Here is a 17,629-nt window from a genome sequence, read left to right as displayed (position 1 = left end):
AGCCTGCCTGCGCAGGCTTTATGTTTAGATGGATCTGACTACAAGGATCTGACCATGAAGTTTTTGGTAACTGGCGCTGCCGGTTTTATTGGCAGCAAAGTCGCAGAAGAGCTGGCGCTGCAGGGCCACCATGTTGTTGGCATCGACAACCTGAATGATTATTACGATCCGGCGTTAAAACTAGCCCGGCTGGAGCGCATTGCCGCGCGTCTCTCTGAGACCGGCCAGCAGTCGTGCTTTCGGTTTATCCGCCTTGATATCGCCGATCGCCAGGCGATGGCGGACTTATTTGCCACTGAACAGTTCGAGCGCGTGATCCATTTGGCGGCACAGGCCGGTGTGCGTTATTCCATCGATAATCCAATGGCTTATGTTGATTCCAACTTAGTCGGCATGATGACGGTGCTGGAAGGCTGCCGTCACAATAAAGTCCAGCATTTAGTGTATGCCAGCTCCAGCTCGGTGTACGGCAATCAGCAAAAAGTACCATTTAGCGAAACCGATCCGGTCGATACGCCAATCTCGCTATACGCGGCCACGAAGAAAGCCAATGAGCTGATGGCGCATACTTATAGCCATTTGTATCAGTTACCGACCACTGGTTTGCGCTTTTTCACTGTGTACGGTCCCTGGGGCCGGCCTGATATGGCGCCATGGAAATTCACCAAAGCCATTCTCGAAGGCAAGACCATCGACGTCTACAACCACGGCCAACTGCAACGCGATTTCACTTATATCGATGACATCGTCGAAGGGGTGCTGCGCATACAGGACAAAGTGCCTGGCAGCGAACATTACCCGACGCAGCTTGCCGACAATCCGTATTACGCTATCTACAACATCGGCAACAACCAGCCGGTGGCATTGGAAGACTTTATCGCCGCGATAGAACAGGCCGCCGGCGTTCAAGCCCAGAAGAACTATCTGCCAATGCAAGCGGGGGATGTGTATCAGACTTATGCGGATGTGGAGCGGCTAAATATTCTCACATCAGCCCCCAAATCAACGCCAATTTGCCAAGGAATCAGACAATTCGTAGGTTGGTTCAATATATATATGGATTTAGAGAATCGAATTGAAATTAATAAGTAGAATGGGTAACAAATGACTCGTTTGTTATTGTTGCTTGCAGCATCATCACTATCTTATACAGGGCTTGATTTGATTACATCGATGATGTTATCAAGAAGCCTTGGTCCAGCTTCAATAGGTGATTTAACCTTTTTAACTAACTTTGCTGCGTTTTTTTCTGTTCTTGGTACTTTTGGTTTTGTCCAAGCGAATGTTATGCATTTCAGTCAAGGTGGATCTTGGCAAAGTAGCTTTCAAGCAGCAAAGAAAATGTTGGCATTTTCTCTGATATTGCTTTCAGTTGTGTTTTGGCTAGGGCTTTATTATTTGCCTTCTGATTATTATGAGAATAAAAATACCGAGTTCGGCGATTTGCTGCTTGCTTTTACATACAGTGTTTTTCACGTAACTCTAGTGGTTTTATCGGGCTATTTATTAGCATCTAAACAGAATTTTAAATTTGCCATTTCAAATGTTATTTACTCTTCGATATTATTAATTTTTGTCTCTTTTTTGTTTTTAGAAAGCGAAGAGTTTTTAACTCTAAGAAGTACACTTATTATTTATGTTTTTGGTAAATTGTGTTCTATTCTCTATGTAATATATAGCATAGCGAAGGGGCGTGAGGCTGCAATACTGAAGACTGAAGTTAACGTTTTTAATTATCAATGTGCAAGGAGGTTTTATTACTATAATCTCATTCAGCAATGTGTTGGATTTGCACCGATAGCAATTTTTGCATTCTACTTAAAAAACAGTGAGATGCTTGGTTATTTCTCAAGGGCAATGTCAATATCTTTACTCGTTACATTAATTCCGCTGTCGCTAGGCCCACATATTTTTTCTCGTTGGGCACATTCATTAAGCGAGCAAAAAACTCAGTTACCTAAGATTGTCGCTATATATATGGCTGTTTCGCTTATTTTCTTGCCACCTGTCGTATACTTCTCAGAGGAAATTGTTTCTATTATTTATGGCGAAAGTTTCAGGGCTGCAGGTTTTTATCTAAACGTTATTGTTTTTAGTGCATTTTTTAGAATTATGTACGATCCATTTTTAAATGCTTTATCGGCAGAGAATATGCTTGAGACTAACACTCTGATAATGTTAGTGTCATTTTTTGTTTTTGTATTTTTTGCGCTGTATCTTTCTGATCTATATGCAGGTATAGGGGTTGTATATGCCTCTTTGTTGTCTAATTTTTTAGTGTTTTTGATGTGTGTCATTGCGTATGTAAAGCACCGCAGGCTAGTTGAAGATGAAAGATAAAGATATTTATATTGTATACAACAAGTTTTTTACGCCTGATGGTGTTAATCGCGTCTTGGGTGGCATCGAGACATACCTGCATAACCTTGCTGAGCTGTTTTCCAACAACTCAATGAGAAAGGTTTATATCATACAACCTGCAACTCATGATTTTGAACATCGCGTTGGCGATTACTACGTGCTAGGTAAAAAGATCAGTAATTATAGTAGGGATCGTTTTTGCAATTTTGTATTAAATCTTGCACGGCTGAACAATGGGTTCTTAATATTTGGAGCCGATCAATTTAGTGTAAAGACTGATTACCCATATGCCATTTCTATAATGCATGGGGTGTCTTGGGATCTGCCCGCAAGTTATTTTACTTGCAACGGCGGAGTCTTAGGAATTATTGGTAGGTTGCCATATTTTGGTGACGGGTTAGCAAAAAGAATTTTCATTCTGCAGCGATTGAAACAAATCCAAAACTGCAGAAATAACGTCCTCGTTGATTATAACTCGGTTAATTGGTACCGGACTCAGTTCAGTGATCGTTTACCATTTAATTATAAAGTCATTTTAAATTTCGCTGTTGAACCTCTAAATTATGAGCCGGCCTTAGAGCGCCATGTGACGAATCAAATTAAAATAATTTTTGCTCGGCGCTTTCAGAACTATCGTGGCGTGGATTTAATGGTTGGTTCAGTATTGGAAATTCTGAAAGACGTTGACAATGTAAGCTTTTGTTTTGCAGGTGAAGGACCAGAAGAACAGAAAATAAAAGATACTTTTGCAAACGAACCTCGAGTAGTCGTTTCTCGATATGATTCAGCCGAATCAGTTATATTTCATCAAAAATTCCATATTGCTGTCGTGCCGTCAATTGCATCGGAGGGTAGTTCATTATCACTTGCAGAGGCGATGTTGGCTGGTTGCGCGGTGATTGCTACTGATGTTGGTGGTATGACAAATATGGTTATTGATGGTTACAATGGTATTTTAATCCAACCTTCTGTTACATCATTAACTCAAGCCCTACGCTCACTTATTGATGACCAGCAACGCCGACAGCAGTTGGCTTTGAGAGGTTGGCAGTCTGCTGCAACTGCATTTGCGCACAGAAGATGGTGTCAGCAGTGGCTGGAGCTGATTGAGCAAGTGGGGGCGGCATGAAGATCCCAAAAGAGGCTATTTTTCTTATACTTGTATTGCTCAGTATCTGGACACTGTCTCCATTTATCGTCATTGCTTGTATTGCGGTCATAGCCATTTTATTTTTTCAACGTCTTAATAAATACGAACTTGGTACGTCACTACTACTATTTGGTGTAACTGTATTTGGTTACGTGGGATTGAAAATTGGACTCCCTGTGATTGGCAAATTATCAGGGCTGTTGGGGCTGTACCTCATCAGAGATTCTATCAGTGCTATCGGTCGCCATATAACGCTTTATACCACGTTAGCCGTTTCATTTTTCATATGCCTCGTGTTCTATTTTTTAGGACCTCAAACAAGTGTTGCATCTGAAAAGCTCATTGATGTCATTTATTATTCTGTCATATATGTCTTTATTTTTAACGCAATCTTCTTTTTTGGCAGTAAAATAAACTACGTGATGTTCTCTCGTCTTGCTATTTGTTTTGTTTTGCTTTACGTGTCCATCGCTGCACAGTACGACCTGTCTGAATTTAAACAGTATATCAGTGAGTTATCTGGATTAAGAACCGCAGTTGACCAATGGAATATTGAGAATATTGTTTACACAAAAGACGGTTTTGGTGACACCACGTCAGCGGTCAGCTATCAGCTGGTTGGGAACTTTACAGCTTTATCTTTGGTACTGCTGTTATCGTACATACTCTCATCTTCAACTCCAGGTAAGCTTCTATCCGACTGCAAATTTCTTATTTTCTCACATCTTGTGTTGATTCTAATGAGCGGTGCAAGGCAGTCAATTCTATTGGTTATGCTGGCCGCTGTTAGCTTGTTTTTTTGTGGGAAAAGTATAGATAGACGGTATTTAACAAGGTTTTCTTTGTGGATGTCTTTATTGGTACTTAGTTTGGTAATAGTTGGATTAGCTTTAGAAGTAAGATCTATTGTAAATCTTTTTGAAGCCGAAGGTGGTTTTGCTGCAGTAATTAATCGACAGATTAATATTGACGCTGCCTATGAGTTAATTGCTGAAAAACCCTGGCTTGGATTTGGTTTTGGTGGATATTACATACCCGAATTTGGTTTCAAATCTGGTGAGTTTAAGTACTTTCCGCACAACGTGTTGCTTGAACTTTTATCGGAATTTGGAATCATCGGAACTGTTTTATTTTTGTCTGTCTGGTTAGTTCATTACGTAAATCGTTACCATGCTTCAAGAGTTAGCCTATTTAGGGCCGAAATTTACCACGGAGTCTATGCACTGCCATTATTTACGTTCTATTTTGTGTCGGCGCTGATGAATGAAATACTAGTGAAGTCTATTGCATTGTTCATTCTGACGTCGTTTATGTTGTATAGGCCAAAGTCCCATGCTTGAAAACATTAGCCTGATTGTTATTGCGAGAAACGAGTCTTTTGGTATTGAAAAAGTTTTCAAAGCACTGCGTGAGTCGTCGTTTGCGAATGCACAGTTTATCCTGGTGGATTCTGGCTCTACGGACAATACGGCTTCACAGATGAAATCATTTAGTACTTTGGTTGCTGATTGTAAACTCATTCAGTTGTCAGGTAAGCAGAATGCATCTATAGCGCGAAATGCCGGATTGGCACTTGCTGAGCGTGAATTTTGCTTTTTCATTGATGGTGATACCGAAGTTTCGCGCTCGTTTATAGATGCAGCTTTAGAGCAATTTAGGACCCAACCAGATGTCGTAGCTATTGCAGGCGATCTTACAGACTACTTATATAATCAAGATTTCTCTGAGCTTAAAGAGATATCGGACAACCGATTTTCAATAACAAAGATCACTGAGAACCGCGCTTTTGGTGGTAATGTTATTATGAAAACGGATATCGCGAAGCAAGTTCGTTGGGATGAGCAGCTTCCAGTTCACGAAGATTTTGATATCTCACTTCGGTTGAGACAACTTGGTAAAGTGTTGCTTTTGCCGGTTTCGATGGGAGTACATCATACTCGTTACGATACCAGAAATGCTTATTCTTTGCTGTTTAGTCGTAATCCAAAATATTTTGGAATTCTCATTCGAAAGAATTTTAAAAATCACTCTAAATTATTGTTATCTATAAATCGTGGGCATTGGATAGGTCTGTTTTATTATGTGTTTTTTATATTTTTAATGTTTTCTTATCTCTCAGAAATTGGATTTTTATATATTGTTTTTGCTTTTTGTGCGTTGTCGTTGTTTGATTTTTCGAAGGCCGGTATGAAAAATATACCCCAGAGTGTTGCCGATTGGTTTGTGGTGCGATTTATATATCCTTTTTTTGTAATTTATGGATTTTGTAGAATAAAAAAATCTCCATGACATATCGGCTAGAATGGGCAACCTGAACAAGTTGCGTACACTCTGAGTACTCCGAAACATGCAAATTAGGGTAAGGCTCACTAGTACTATTTGTTAGTAGACTTTACTTGGGCCAGAGGAAAGTGTTGGTATTGCAGTGGTGATTCACTGAATAGCTGTAATAAATAGAACTCAATAAATGGCGCTAACGTGGTCTTGTTCCGATTAAGCGGAACATCGCAGGCGTTCTGGCGATGTTAATCAGAGACAATGCTAATCGGCAGGATTAAAACTGAGACTTATGTTTGTGAAAGATTTTTTGTGGTTGCTGTTTAAAGAAAACCTGCTGATTAATTGGGTTTATCGGCATGTACTTGGTTCCTTTTTTCCAATATTGCAGCAGCAGGTTCCTGCCTGCAAATTGTCGGATAAGGGCAGTTATAAAGCGAGGAAACTTAAAAAGCCGATTTTCTCAGTGGCCGGTTACACCAGTGGCACCACCAATCAACCGATGACCGTTTATCGTTCAGTAAAATCTATTTTACTGGAAGAGTATATGGTGAAAACCTTTCTGGCACTTCATCGGGTACCGCTTAAGGCTAAAATCGCTGTGCTACGTGGTGATATGATCAAAGCCAGCACCGATAACACCCCACCTTTTTGGCGATTTGCACCTTTTACAGGCCGTGTATTTTTTTCGTCATTTCATTTATCACCAGAGAATGTTCCGGCCTACTTGCAGCAACTGTCGAAGGAAAAGCCAGATATCATCATGGCTTATCCTAGTTCAATTACATTTTTAGCTAAGCAGGCCAAATTACTTGGCTGGGTGCCTGATTGGTCGTTTTCAGGCGTTTTCACCAGTAGCGAAACATTTACTCCGGAGAACCAGCAGATTTGCCGCGATGTCTTTGGCAAAGTGTTTGATCATTACGGTCAGGCAGAGCGGGTTGCCGCGCTTCAGCAATGTGCCTTTGGTCATTACCATGTCAGAGAGGATTATTCAGTTGTTGAATTTGTTGACGACGAGCATGGCACCAAAATCGTTGGCACTAATGTTCACAACAGCGCGATGCCCCTGCGACGGTATGACACTGGTGATTATGTTGAAGGATTGAATAATTTGGGCAATTGTCCTTGTGGCAATCATGCCCCATATGTCACCCGTATTCTCGGGCGGGATGACGATTATCTGCTACTGCCAGACGGGCGCCATATTGGTCGTATGGACGTTGCTTTTAAAGGTATTGCAGGCTTGCTTGAATGTCAGTTAGTGCAGGCAGATGACAAAACTCTTGAAGTTCATTTTGTTCTTGAACCCAGTCATGCCCGGGCGCAGTTGGAACAAGATTTGGCGACGGCGTTGCAACAACGAGTTGGCGACATGCTGGAGCTGAAATTTATCCAACAACGATCAATAGCCCGAACCAAAGCTGGTAAATTCCGCTCTGTCATTCGTCTTAACGCCGGGAACTCCAGTGTCAGCAACTAGTCGCGTGAATGTAATGATTTCTACTGACCCTGCCGGTCAGGGCGGCGTGGCGTCAGTGGTCAAGGCTATGCTGGCGGATTCTTTTTCTGCTGACTGGCAGATACGCCATATTGTTAGTCATCGAGCCGGTTCAAAGGTCTTGATGATATGGATATTTCTATTGGCGCTAAGCAAGCTAACTTTGCTGCGTCTACTGCACAGGCCTGGCATTGCGCATATCCATCTGGCATCCCGTGGCAGTTTTAGCCGGAAATATGTTCTGGGGTGCTGGGCCAGTTTTCTAGGGTTTAAGATAGTTCTTCATTTACATGGTGGAGAGTTTGATCAGTTCTATAACAGAGAGTGTTCTTCAGCGAAACGCCTTAAAGTAAATCATCTATTTGAACAGGCCAGAAAAGTTGTGGTGTTAGGTGAAAAATGGAGAACATGGGTATCTAGTACCTTCCCCAAAGTTCGTGACGTTCAAATAATATATAACTCTGGGCCGGAAGTTGTGCCATTCCATCAAGGGGAAGCTAGGTCTGGAATCGTTTTTTTAGGCAAGTTGGTAGACAGTAAAGGTGTTCCCGACTTGATTAAGTCACTTCCTGCTGTAATTAAAAAATTCCCTGAAGTAAAGCTTGTTTTCGGCGGTGTTGGCAGGGGCGCTGAATACAGCAAACTTGCCAGTTCCCTTGCAGTTGATACACATATCAGTTTTGCAGGCTGGATCGGGCCTGATGAGAAATACGCACTATTGAGTTCGGCCGCTGTGTTTGTATTACCCAGCTACAACGAAGCTTTCCCAATCAGCATTTTAGAAGCTATGGCTTGTGGTAGCACTATTATCTCAACCGATGTTGGAGGCATACCGGAGGCCATCAGTCATGGTGTTGAAGGATTAATAGTCGCTCCTGGAGAAATTTCAGCGTTGTCAGAAGCGATCATTAAAATTCTTGGTGATCCCGTTTATGCAAAGAAATTGTCTGACAATGCTAAACACAGGTACGACATGAACTTCAGTCGTAAGGCAATTATGCCGCTCTGGCAGCAACTTTATACGGAAATTTTAAATGACTGAAACATCAGCACAATGTCAGTCCGTTTCGACTATTTGTACAGTGCGGCAGGCTTTACTCCAACACGCCAAAACCAATGACTTCGCTGGCTACGATCCGTTTGACGGCCTGAACAGCCGCTTGTTTAGCTGGTTGCCGGCGCTGAAAAAAGGCTTGTTCGGCCTAGCGTGGATCCAGTTGCATAAACGCTCACCGCTGAACCTTCGACCGCTTTGTGGCATTCCGAAAGGCCGTAATCCTAAAGGCGTGGCGTTGTTTATTCTTGGCTTATTGGAAGATTATCGCCGCAGTGGGGACAGGCAGTTTCTGACGCAGGCGACTGCGCTGGCAGACTGGTTGCTGACGCAGCAAAGTGATCGGCAGCAGTGGCAGCACAGCTGCTGGGGTTATCATTTTGACTGGAATGCGCGGGCGTTTTTTGTGCCCAAAGGCAAACCGAATGTCATTACGACAATCTATGTGGCGCAGGCGCTGTATGCGTTAAGTCAGCAGACTGAGCGGCCGGCGAATTGGCAGCAGTATCGCGATGTCGCCTTTGATGCCGCCCACTTCATCGTCAACAGCCTCTACACCGAACACGATGGCCGGGCCTTTTTTGCCTACATTCCCGGTGAAACGGCGTTTGTGCATAACGCCAGTTTATGGGGCGCCGCCTGGGTGGCGACGGTTGCCGGTCAAACCGACAATCAGCAATATGCCGATCTGGCGCTGCAGGTGGCCTGGCAAAGTGTGCGGGAACAAGGGCAGGATGGCAGCTGGGTTTACGGCTCACGGCATCATCACCAGTTTATCGATGGTTTTCATACCGGTTATAACCTGGAGGCGCTGCAGATGATCGGGCAGGCGCTGCACACAGATGAATTTGCTGATGCGATAGCGCAAGGTCTGCAATTTTATAAAACCGAATTATTTGAAGCCGACGGCACGGCAAAGTATTACCACAATAATCGCTATCCGCTGGATATGCATTCGGTGGCGCAGGCGGTGTTTACATTATGCCGGGTGGGCGGAACCGCAGAGGATTTTGCGCTGGCGGATAAAGTGATCCAGTGGTCATTGCGCGAAATGTATCTGCCGGCGTCCGGTCAGTTCTACTATCAGAAGCAGCCAGGCTTTAGTAATAAAATCAATTACATCCGTTGGACTCAGGCCTGGGTCTATTATGCATTTGCTTATTTTGGCCGGGTGAGCTTCAACCTGCCGGAACAAAAGGAATAAGATCATGCAAAGCATCCGGTTTCTCGATACCGACATGCACACGGCTTCGATGGCGCAAACCGTCGCGCTGATTGAACAGCGGCTGGAAGCGCGGCAGTTTACCCAGCATGTGGTGGTCAATGTCGCCAAGCTGGTGCATATGCAAACGGATAGCGCGCTGGCGGATTCGGTGAAAAGCTGCGATATCGTCAATATCGATGGAATGGGCGTGGTCTGGGGCGCACGTTTTTGCGGCCATCAGGTGGCGGAACGGGTGGCGGGGGTGGATTTGTTTCATCAACTGCTGGCGCTTAGTAACCGCAATGCCTATCCGGTGTTTTTGCTTGGCGCCACGGCTGAAGTGGTGCAAAAGACGGCTGAAGTGGTACAGGTTCAAAATCCGGGTATTAAAATCGCCGGTTATCATCATGGCTATTTCTGGGACGACGAACAGGCTGTGGTCGATGCGATCCGCGCATCCGGTGCTCGGCTGTTATTTGTCGCGATCACCTCGCCCAAAAAAGAGAATTTTATCAACCAGTGGCGTGAACAGCTCGGCGTTGATTTTGTCATGGGTGTGGGCGGTACTTTTGATGTGGTGGCCGGTAAGGTCAGTCGAGCGCCGGTCTGGATGCAAAATGCCGGGCTGGAATGGTTTTACCGCGTATTACAAGAGCCAGGCCGGATGTGGAAACGCTATCTGCAGACCAACAGTCAGTTTGCCTGGTTATTGCTCAAAGAAAAATTCCGGTGCTAACTGTTGTGTTAAGTGTCGTGCCGGAGCCTGCACAGACATAAGTTGTTTGATGGGAATGGAGTTGTTATGTCGTGTTGGCCGTACATTCAGAGTGACCTTTATCGATATGCCGGCAAGGTGTCGGTCTATCTTGTTCTGAAGCATGGCCGGTTTGTGCAAAACCGTTGGCCGGTGAAGCCGGCCTGATGATCAAACTCGGTGCGCGGCTGTCGCTGCTGTTGGCGTTGTTGGCCATGTTGCTGCTGATTGTGGCGCTTTATCTGCCACAAACGGCACTGCAGGCCAAGCAGATTGAACGGGCGCTTGGTGGCGATGCGGTATTGCATGTGACGGTTGGTGCTTTGTTGCCGCTGACTTTGGGCATTCTGTTGCGGCTCTACCGCTGGCCGTGGCGGCGTCAGGCGTTCTTTTGGTGTGGTTGTCTGGTGCTGTTTGCGTTGGATGAACTGGCGCAGGGTTTGTCGCCACTGCGCGCACCGGCCGCGGCCGATTTTGCTTTATCCGCGCTTGGTTGGTTGATTGGTTGCAGTAGCTGGATGCTTTGGCATGCTGTGCGCCACCGGCTTTAGTCTTTTGCGGCGCTGTTACAAGCGCTGCTGCCAGCGTTGTTTAGCGAATTGATAACACAGACAAAGCGCTAGACTTGCGCCCAGCACCAGACTGGTCTGCAGCAGCAGCTGCACGCCATACGGCAGCACCAGACTGGTCTGCAGCAGCAGCTGCACGCCATACGGCAGCGTCAGCGGCGTTCCGGCTTGCGCCAGCAGTTGGCGGCCAAATTCGCTCAGATCTAAAAACAACGGGTGCGCGCAATAGATGCCGAGGCTATGGCGGCGGATGGCCTGCAGCAGGCGATTGCGCAGCGGCGATAACGGCTGTAGCAGTTGCCATAACAACAGCGCACACAGCAGAACCGGCAAACTCATTCGATGATAACTGTAATAAAAGGGTTCACTGAGGCCGGCATCCCGTTGCCAGTGATACAGCCAGGCGCTGATGCCGATCAGCACTAGCAACATAGTGCCTGACAGCAGCGGAGATCTGGTTGGTGTTGCTTGCTGCGGCCGCGTCAGCCAGGCACCTAACAGCAGATAGGGCAGATAGCCAAGCGCCCACAGCGGCCAGGGCGGTTCTGGCAATGCCAGCAGAAAATACAAACCATGCAGGCTTTGCTGCAGTATCAGCGCCAGCCAACAAAACAGCGTTTGTTGTGCTGGCGTCAGCTGTTGCCAGAACTGGCGTAGCGGGGGCAGCAGCAGGTAAACACCGGCCAGCATATAAATAAACCACAGATGAAAATACGGCGCGCCAGCGAGCAGCTGGTCTGCAGCGGTGTCGAGGCTGTAAGGCTGATGTTTGACCTGTGCTTTCAGCGCGCTCCACAGCAGGTAGAACAAGCTCCACAGCACTAACGGCAGCGCCAGTTTTTGCAGGCGATTGCGATAAAATTGCGTTGCGGACTGATGAGTGCGGTTCAGTAATAACGCGCCGCTCAGCATTAAAAACAGCGGCACCCCGGCGCGGCAGGCGCTGTCAATCAGATTGGCCAGCCACCAGTCGGGGCTGCCATGCGCCAGACGGTTCACACCATTCGCTGCGGTATGCAGTAATACTATTGCGACAGTTGCAAAGAGCCTGATAGCATCGAAATTCGGCATAACGCATGTAGGATCAAATGGATAAGTTCGCACTGAGCCTAACACAAGCCATGGCAGGCGACGAGGGGCCGCTACAGTTTCTGTTGCGATCGGCTGCGGCTGCTTGGCTGTGTCTGCCGCTGTTTGCCGGCGAGCACTGCTGATGCTGCGGCTATTGCACTGTTTTGCCGGCAGCGTCGTCGGGACCGCCACTGCACAGGCGGCGCTGGCCTTTGTTACGGCGTTACAGGCGTTTTTATTACTGCACAGTACTGCCAACGCGGTTAATAACGTGTTGGCATTTGGCCAGTTTAGCCTGACGTTATTGTGGCTTGGCACGGCATTATCGTTGAGTTCCGCATTATTCGGTGCGCCGCTGTTGATCCGTCAGACCAAACGCGCCAGTGCGCTGTTCTGGCAGCTGCAGCTGTATTTTGCCGTGGGGTGTGCGCTGATGAGTGCGTTGCTGCTATGGCTGTGGCAGGCACCGCTGGCGGCGCAAATTGGCTTTGCACTGGCGCATGGCCTGGCCTTGGCCCGCAGTCTGCTCAAACAATTACAGCAACAACGCCAGCAGTTTCGGCGGGTCGCTTTGCAGGACCTGAGTTATGCCACGCTGGTTTGCACGCTGACGCTGGGGCTGTTTGTCAGCGCACAGCTGACGTTGACGGCGCTCGGCTGGTTAAATGCGCTGTTGCTGGCGCTGCTGCTGTTCAGTGATCTGCCACTGATCCGGCAATTGCAGCGGCTGGCGTCGCAGCGTTGGCACCGGCCTTTGTGGTGGCGTGCCTGGCAACAACAAGCTAAAGCGGCTTGCGGCGGCGTATTAGCAATTGAGCTGCTGGCCAACAGTTATCTGTATTTGCTGGGCGCCTGGCATGGCGCGGCGGCGGTGGCGCCGGTTGCGGCGGCGGCATTGTTATTCCGTCCGGTTGGCGTGTTGTTGCAAGGCATGCAGCAGCAATGGCGGCCACAGCTCAGGCAAGCAGTGGTCACAGGCCGGGTGCAAGCACCGCTGCTGCGGGCGATGCAACAGCTGAGTCTGGCTGCGGTGCTCGGCAATGCGCTGCTGGCGGCATTGCTGTTGGGCTTTTGGCCGACACTGATTTGGCCGGCCGGTATTGATCAGCCGTTTTTGTGGCTCTGTCTGCTGATGGCGCTCCTGACCGCGCTACGGGCGGCGCGCCAAACTCCGGTGCTGCTGTTACAGGCAAAGGACAGGTTTGCCGTGCTGGCGCGGGCGCAGTGGCCATTTGCCGCAGGTGTCGCTGCGCTGGTTGTGCTGCTGCTGGCGACCGGCACTGTGTCGGCCGCGCAGGCCGATCGGCTGGTATTGTTGTTAATTGTCGCCGAAGCAGGTCTGTATCTGCAGTTACAGCGGCTTTGTGTGAAGCCGGCGGAGAAAACCTGATGCCCCCTGTTTTTACTCTTTTCTCTACTCTTTTTTTCACTTTGCAAAGGACTGATTGCTGATGTCCGCCTCAACACTTGTGGTCTTAATGTGCAGCTACAACCGCAAAGCACGCACGCTGGCGGCCGTGTCGGCGTTATTTGCCCAGACAGTGCCGGCGCCATATCAGCTACAGGTGTTTCTGCTCGATGATGCCAGCAGCGACGGCACGGCCGACGCCGTTCAGACGTTATATCCACAAGTGTGTTTGCTGCAGGGCAGTGGTCAGTTGTACTGGAATGGCGCGATGCGTCGGGCCTGGCAGCATGCACTGGCGCAACAGCCTGCTGCTGCCGCCTTTGTCTGGCTGAACGATGATGTTGTGCTGGATGACGATGCGCTGCAGCGTTTGATTGACGCCTGGCAATTGGCGCAGTCCTGCAGCAATCAACCGGTTGGTGCTGTGGTCGGCGCGATGCGCGAACCCGGTACGACGCGGCTGTCGTATGGCGGCAGATGTCGGCACAGCAGATTGCAGCCGCTCAGGCTCGGGCCCGTGCTGGCGGCTTCGGAGCAGTTGCAGCGCTGCGATTTTATTAACGGCAACTGGTGTCTGATCCCGGCGGCAGTAGTAACTCAGATTGGCATCTTGAGCCCCGATTTTACCCATAGCATGGGCGACTACGATTATGGACTGCGCGCGCAGCAGGCAGGTTTTTTGCTGTATCAGGCGCCCGGCAGTTTCGGTGAATGCGCCGCAAACAGTGGCCGTGGTGGTGTGTTGGATGCATCGCTGCCGATGGCGCAGCGGCTGCATCTGCTGAACCAGCCGAATCGCTGGCCGCCAGCCAACGAATGGCGTGGTTTTGTCCGGGCCCACGGTGGCCCGCTGCGAGGGCTCAGTCAGCTCCGAGTATTATTACGCCAATATTGTCCGCGCTTATTTTTATCGCTGCGCGCGCAGCATTTTCCGCCGATAGCTGCCGTGCCTGCAGCGGCGCCACAGTTGTTGCCCCTCAGGCAAGTGGTCATTGTGCAACAAGTGCTGAAGCAATACCGGCTGGCGTATTTTGACCAGCTGGCGGCGACATTGGCGCAGCAGCAAATCCGGCTCACGGTGTTATTCGGTGTAGCGGACGGTGCTGAAGCGCAAAAAGGCGACAATATCAACGTGGCACCGGCGCCGCATTATCAAGCGGTCAGCGTCAAGAAGTTCGGACCGTGGATTTGGCAATGGCACACGCTGCTGGAACAGGCTGATGTGGTGATTGTCGAGCAGGCGAACCGGCATTTACTGAATTATTGGCTGCTGTGGTGCCGGCAACGCCGCGATTTTCGTCTGGTGTTTTGGGGCCATGGTTATGATCATCAGGCGAAAAAAGCGCTGCGCGCGCGCTGGAAGCAGTTCTGGCTGACTCGCTGCGACCATTTTCTGGCGTACACCGCGGCTGTAGGCGAATGGCTGGTGGCACAAGGCATGCCGGCAGCGCAAATCACCGTGCTGAATAACAGTCTGGATACTACTGCATTACTGGCGCTGCCTGATCCGGTGTTGGAGCTGACGCCACGGCCATTGGTATTGTTATATTGCGGCGCTTTGTATCCGGCAAAACAACTGCCGTTGCTGCTACAAAGCTGTGCCGCACTGTATCAGGCAAAGGTCATCAGCCGGTTAATTGTGCTGGGGGACGGGCCGCAGCGTGCACTGCTTACAGAAACAGCGGCCAGCGCGCCCTGGCTGGATTATCGTGGCGCTTGTTTTGGCGCGGACAAAATCGAGGCCTATCAGGCGGCGGATCTGGTTTTGAATCCGGGTTTGACCGGCCTTGCGATCCTTGATGCTTTTGCTGCCGGCCTGCCTTATCTGACGACACAACAACCCGACCACAGCCCTGAGATCAGTTACCTGCAGCATGGGGAGAACGGTTATCTGCTGGCGGCCGAAGTAGCGGCGATTGTTAGCGCAGTGACCACACTCCAACAGGACCCATCGCTGCGCCAGCAGTTAAGCCTGCAGGCACGGCGAAGTGCCGGCTTGTACAGCCTGGAGCAGATGGTTGCTGCGGCGGCACATGCAATTCAGCGCCAGTTGCCGGCGCTGGCTGAGCGCCAGTACCGGCTATTGCATCAGGCCTACCGTCAACAAGGTGGCGAAGATCTGGTGGTAGCGCGTGAGCAGGCGTTGTTTGCGGCAAATGGCGTGGCGTTGTCGGCCGAGATCCGGCAAACACCTCAGGCGCTTAGCGTTGTGACCCGGCTTCGAGCCGTGGCCGGCTGGTTTGGTCTGCTGACGGATACCACGCCGCTGGCAGGCTTGCGTCGTGGTGATGTGCTGCTGGTGCATAATTTGTTTCCGCTACTATCGCCATTTTTGCTCAGTGTCGCCCGCCGGCGCGGTATTCGGACTGTGCTCTATCTGCATAACTTCCGGCTGCTGACGCCGGCGGCCAGTTTATTGCCGGGTGAGATAGCGCAGGCGCCCGGCTGGTCTTTGTTGCGGCAACAGTGGCGCCAACCGGGCCGGCCGGAAGGGCGGGTCGTCAGTTCCATGCTGGCGCTGGCGTTGTGGTGGCAGTATCGCTGCAAAGTATGGCAACAGGCCGATGTCCTGGTGTGCCCGTCAGAATTTGTCCGTCAGCAATTTCAGGCGGCTGGGATCGCAGCTGCGAAGCTGCTGGTGAAACCGCATTATGTGCCGGCAGCCGAGCCTTCGCTGAGTGTCACTGAAGCGCTGCTAGAACGTCCGGCAACACCTTTTGTGCTGTTCGTTGGCCGCGCCGATCCCGCCAAAGGCCTGCCGTTTTTATTGCAGATTTGGCGCGAAGTGCCGTGTTTGCCCGAACTGCGGGTCGCGGGCGCCGATCATGAACACACCGAATCAGTGCCGGGCGTCCAGCTGCTTGGACCGCAAGATCAAAGCGCGCTGAGCCGGCTATATCAGCAGGCGAGTCTGGTTGTTGTGCCGTCGATGGTGGCGGAAACCTTTGGCAATGTGGTGATTGAAGCTTATGCCAATGGCACGCCAGTTTTGGTCGCAAATAGTGGCGCACTGGCGGAACTGGTGCTGCCGGCAGAGACCGGCCTGATCTTCCACAGCGGTGATCGCGCTGATTTTCTGTTGAAGTTGCAGCAAATGCTGGCCGATCCGCCGGCGACTGCGCGGATGGGGCTACAGGCGAGGCAACGCTATCAGCAGCTTTACAGCGCTACTGCGCAGTGGTGTTTCTACAATGTGTTTCCGTAAGGTGCTGAAGTAGCTGATCGATAAAAAGATGATGTGTTGTAACGATAAAAAAAGCCGCCTGATCCAGGCGGCTTTTTTTGTCAGTCAGTGCAAAGCGGTTTGTCGCTGGCGCTAGTTTAATCGCTAGCGCTTAGGCCTGGCGACGACGCAGGGCGATACCCGCTAAACCTAAACCTAATAACAGCATGGTGGCTGGAACCGGGATGGCTTTTAATTCCACGTTATCCAGGTTTGCACCGGTTTTGTTACCGTTGGTACTGGTCAGTCCGTTCCACTTCCACTCTTTTTCACCGGCGGCGCCAAAACCAACAGTCATATTGGTTGACGTGGCGACCAGCTTCACTTTGTATTCGACCCAACCGCTGTGGTTAGCCAACGTAGTGTCAACAGTCGACACTTTGAAGTCAGCATAAGTTGGCAGTTTGTCAGTTGGCAGCCAGAACACGTTCATGGTGTTGTCGTTGGCAGCGTTGGTACGGCTGTGGTACCAGAAACTCAGTTCATAACTTTGGCCAATTTTCAGGCCTGTCAGGTTCTGCGAAATACCGGCGTTGGACTGGTTGGAGATTTTGCCGTTCACGACGTTGAAGTGGGTGTCCAGTTCCACGAAGTTGTTGCCATCTTGCGCATTAAAACCAACGATTTGGCCGTTGACGTCATATTGTACGCCGCTGATTGACAGCTCGACCTGATCGCCATACAGGCTGTTCCAGCCTGGCAGGGTAGCGAAAATACCCCATTTATCACTGGCGGCCAGTTGATCGTAAGTTCTTGATTGATATTGGAAACCAGCATGCTGGTAGAATTTTGACATGTCAGACGGCTTGGTTTCAAAACTGCCGTTTTGGATCAGCGCGGCCTGAGCAGCGGAAGTACCGATGAGAGCGAACAGAGCCAGAGCTCCTGCAAAAAACTGCTTAGACATTTTAACTCCTGATGACTTGGCACTTGCATTCTTCCGTGTTATGCATGTCTCATGCCACAACGCAAGGTGTTGAATTTTAAAGGATTTACTTCTTGATTTACAGGCTGTGTAAAAAAAACAGACAGTAAATCAGTAGGTTAAATCACGCAC

Annotated in this window: 14 protein-coding genes; 12 read left to right on the top strand and 2 right to left on the bottom strand. The window is 49.4% G+C overall.

All coding sequences use genetic code 11. The features are described from left to right. The first annotated feature begins 54 nt into the window (after positions 1 to 54). The 10 genes from ACQ66Q_RS05270 (at position 55) to ACQ66Q_RS05225 (ending at position 10,852) form a co-directional block, all read left to right on the top strand. Positions 55 to 1,092 carry an NAD-dependent epimerase gene (locus ACQ66Q_RS05270; protein WP_430455829.1) on the top strand — a complete coding sequence of 346 codons (1,038 nt, stop codon included), beginning with the start codon at positions 55 to 57 and terminating at the stop codon, positions 1,090 to 1,092. 12 nt (positions 1,093 to 1,104) lie between these two features. After that, positions 1,105 to 2,340 carry a hypothetical protein gene (locus ACQ66Q_RS05265; RefSeq protein ID WP_430455828.1) on the top strand — a complete coding sequence of 412 codons (1,236 nt, stop codon included), beginning with the start codon at positions 1,105 to 1,107 and terminating at the stop codon, positions 2,338 to 2,340. Continuing rightward, positions 2,330 to 3,490 (top strand): glycosyltransferase family 4 protein, encoded by a 1,161-nt coding sequence (locus ACQ66Q_RS05260; protein ID WP_430455827.1) that lies wholly within the window; start codon positions 2,330 to 2,332, stop codon positions 3,488 to 3,490. Before ACQ66Q_RS05265 ends, ACQ66Q_RS05260 begins: the two co-directional genes overlap by 11 nt. Then, positions 3,487 to 4,851 (top strand): O-antigen ligase family protein, encoded by a 1,365-nt coding sequence (locus ACQ66Q_RS05255; protein ID WP_430455826.1) that lies wholly within the window; start codon positions 3,487 to 3,489, stop codon positions 4,849 to 4,851. The genes ACQ66Q_RS05260 and ACQ66Q_RS05255 overlap by 4 nt, the downstream gene beginning before the upstream one ends. Further along, positions 4,844 to 5,800 (top strand): glycosyltransferase family 2 protein, encoded by a 957-nt coding sequence (locus ACQ66Q_RS05250; protein ID WP_430455825.1) that lies wholly within the window; start codon positions 4,844 to 4,846, stop codon positions 5,798 to 5,800. The genes ACQ66Q_RS05255 and ACQ66Q_RS05250 overlap by 8 nt, the downstream gene beginning before the upstream one ends. A 280-nt stretch (positions 5,801 to 6,080) precedes the next feature. Continuing rightward, on the top strand, positions 6,081 to 7,271 hold the full coding sequence (locus ACQ66Q_RS05245) for a hypothetical protein (protein ID WP_430455824.1): 1,191 nt from the start codon (positions 6,081 to 6,083) through the stop codon (positions 7,269 to 7,271). Beyond that, on the top strand, positions 7,258 to 8,331 hold the full coding sequence (locus ACQ66Q_RS05240; RefSeq protein WP_430455823.1) for a glycosyltransferase family 4 protein: 1,074 nt from the start codon (positions 7,258 to 7,260) through the stop codon (positions 8,329 to 8,331). The genes ACQ66Q_RS05245 and ACQ66Q_RS05240 overlap by 14 nt, the downstream gene beginning before the upstream one ends. Next, complete coding sequence (locus tag ACQ66Q_RS05235; RefSeq protein WP_430455822.1) at positions 8,324 to 9,547, top strand: hypothetical protein; 1,224 nt, start codon at positions 8,324 to 8,326, stop codon at positions 9,545 to 9,547. The genes ACQ66Q_RS05240 and ACQ66Q_RS05235 overlap by 8 nt, the downstream gene beginning before the upstream one ends. Positions 9,548 to 9,551: 4 nt before the next feature. Beyond that, on the top strand, positions 9,552 to 10,283 hold the full coding sequence (locus ACQ66Q_RS05230) for a WecB/TagA/CpsF family glycosyltransferase (protein ID WP_430455821.1): 732 nt from the start codon (positions 9,552 to 9,554) through the stop codon (positions 10,281 to 10,283). 185 nt (positions 10,284 to 10,468) lie between these two features. Then, on the top strand, positions 10,469 to 10,852 hold the full coding sequence (locus ACQ66Q_RS05225) for a hypothetical protein (RefSeq protein ID WP_430455820.1): 384 nt from the start codon (positions 10,469 to 10,471) through the stop codon (positions 10,850 to 10,852). A gap of 15 nt (positions 10,853 to 10,867) precedes the next feature. On the opposite strand, the gene ACQ66Q_RS05220 is transcribed toward ACQ66Q_RS05225, so the two are convergent. Next, positions 10,868 to 11,941: an acyltransferase gene (locus ACQ66Q_RS05220; RefSeq protein ID WP_430455819.1), complete on the bottom strand. Its 1,074-nt coding sequence runs from the start codon at positions 11,939 to 11,941 to the stop codon at positions 10,868 to 10,870. Between the two features lie 142 nt (positions 11,942 to 12,083). Here ACQ66Q_RS05220 and ACQ66Q_RS05215 point away from each other — a divergent pair, with 142 nt between their 5' ends. Both ACQ66Q_RS05215 and ACQ66Q_RS05210 read left to right on the top strand, forming a co-directional pair. Beyond that, the gene (locus ACQ66Q_RS05215; protein WP_430455818.1) at positions 12,084 to 13,331 is read left to right on the top strand and encodes a hypothetical protein; all 1,248 of its coding nucleotides are present in this window, start codon (positions 12,084 to 12,086) and stop codon (positions 13,329 to 13,331) included. A 61-nt stretch (positions 13,332 to 13,392) separates the two neighbouring features. Further along, positions 13,393 to 16,554, top strand: coding sequence for a glycosyltransferase (locus tag ACQ66Q_RS05210; protein WP_430455817.1), 3,162 nt, complete (start codon positions 13,393 to 13,395; stop codon positions 16,552 to 16,554). 130 nt (positions 16,555 to 16,684) lie between these two features. Here ACQ66Q_RS05210 and ACQ66Q_RS05205 read toward each other — a convergent pair whose 3' ends face one another. Beyond that, positions 16,685 to 17,479, bottom strand: a complete 795-nt coding sequence (locus tag ACQ66Q_RS05205; RefSeq protein ID WP_430455816.1) for a DUF642 domain-containing protein — start codon at positions 17,477 to 17,479, stop codon at positions 16,685 to 16,687. Between the last annotated feature and the right edge of the window lie 150 nt (positions 17,480 to 17,629).

The sequence above is a fragment of the Rheinheimera sp. genome, from assembly GCF_965283995.1.
In the GTDB taxonomy this organism is placed as follows: Bacteria; Pseudomonadota; Gammaproteobacteria; order Enterobacterales; family Alteromonadaceae; genus Pararheinheimera.
This window is presented reverse-complemented; position numbering and strand designations above follow the sequence as displayed.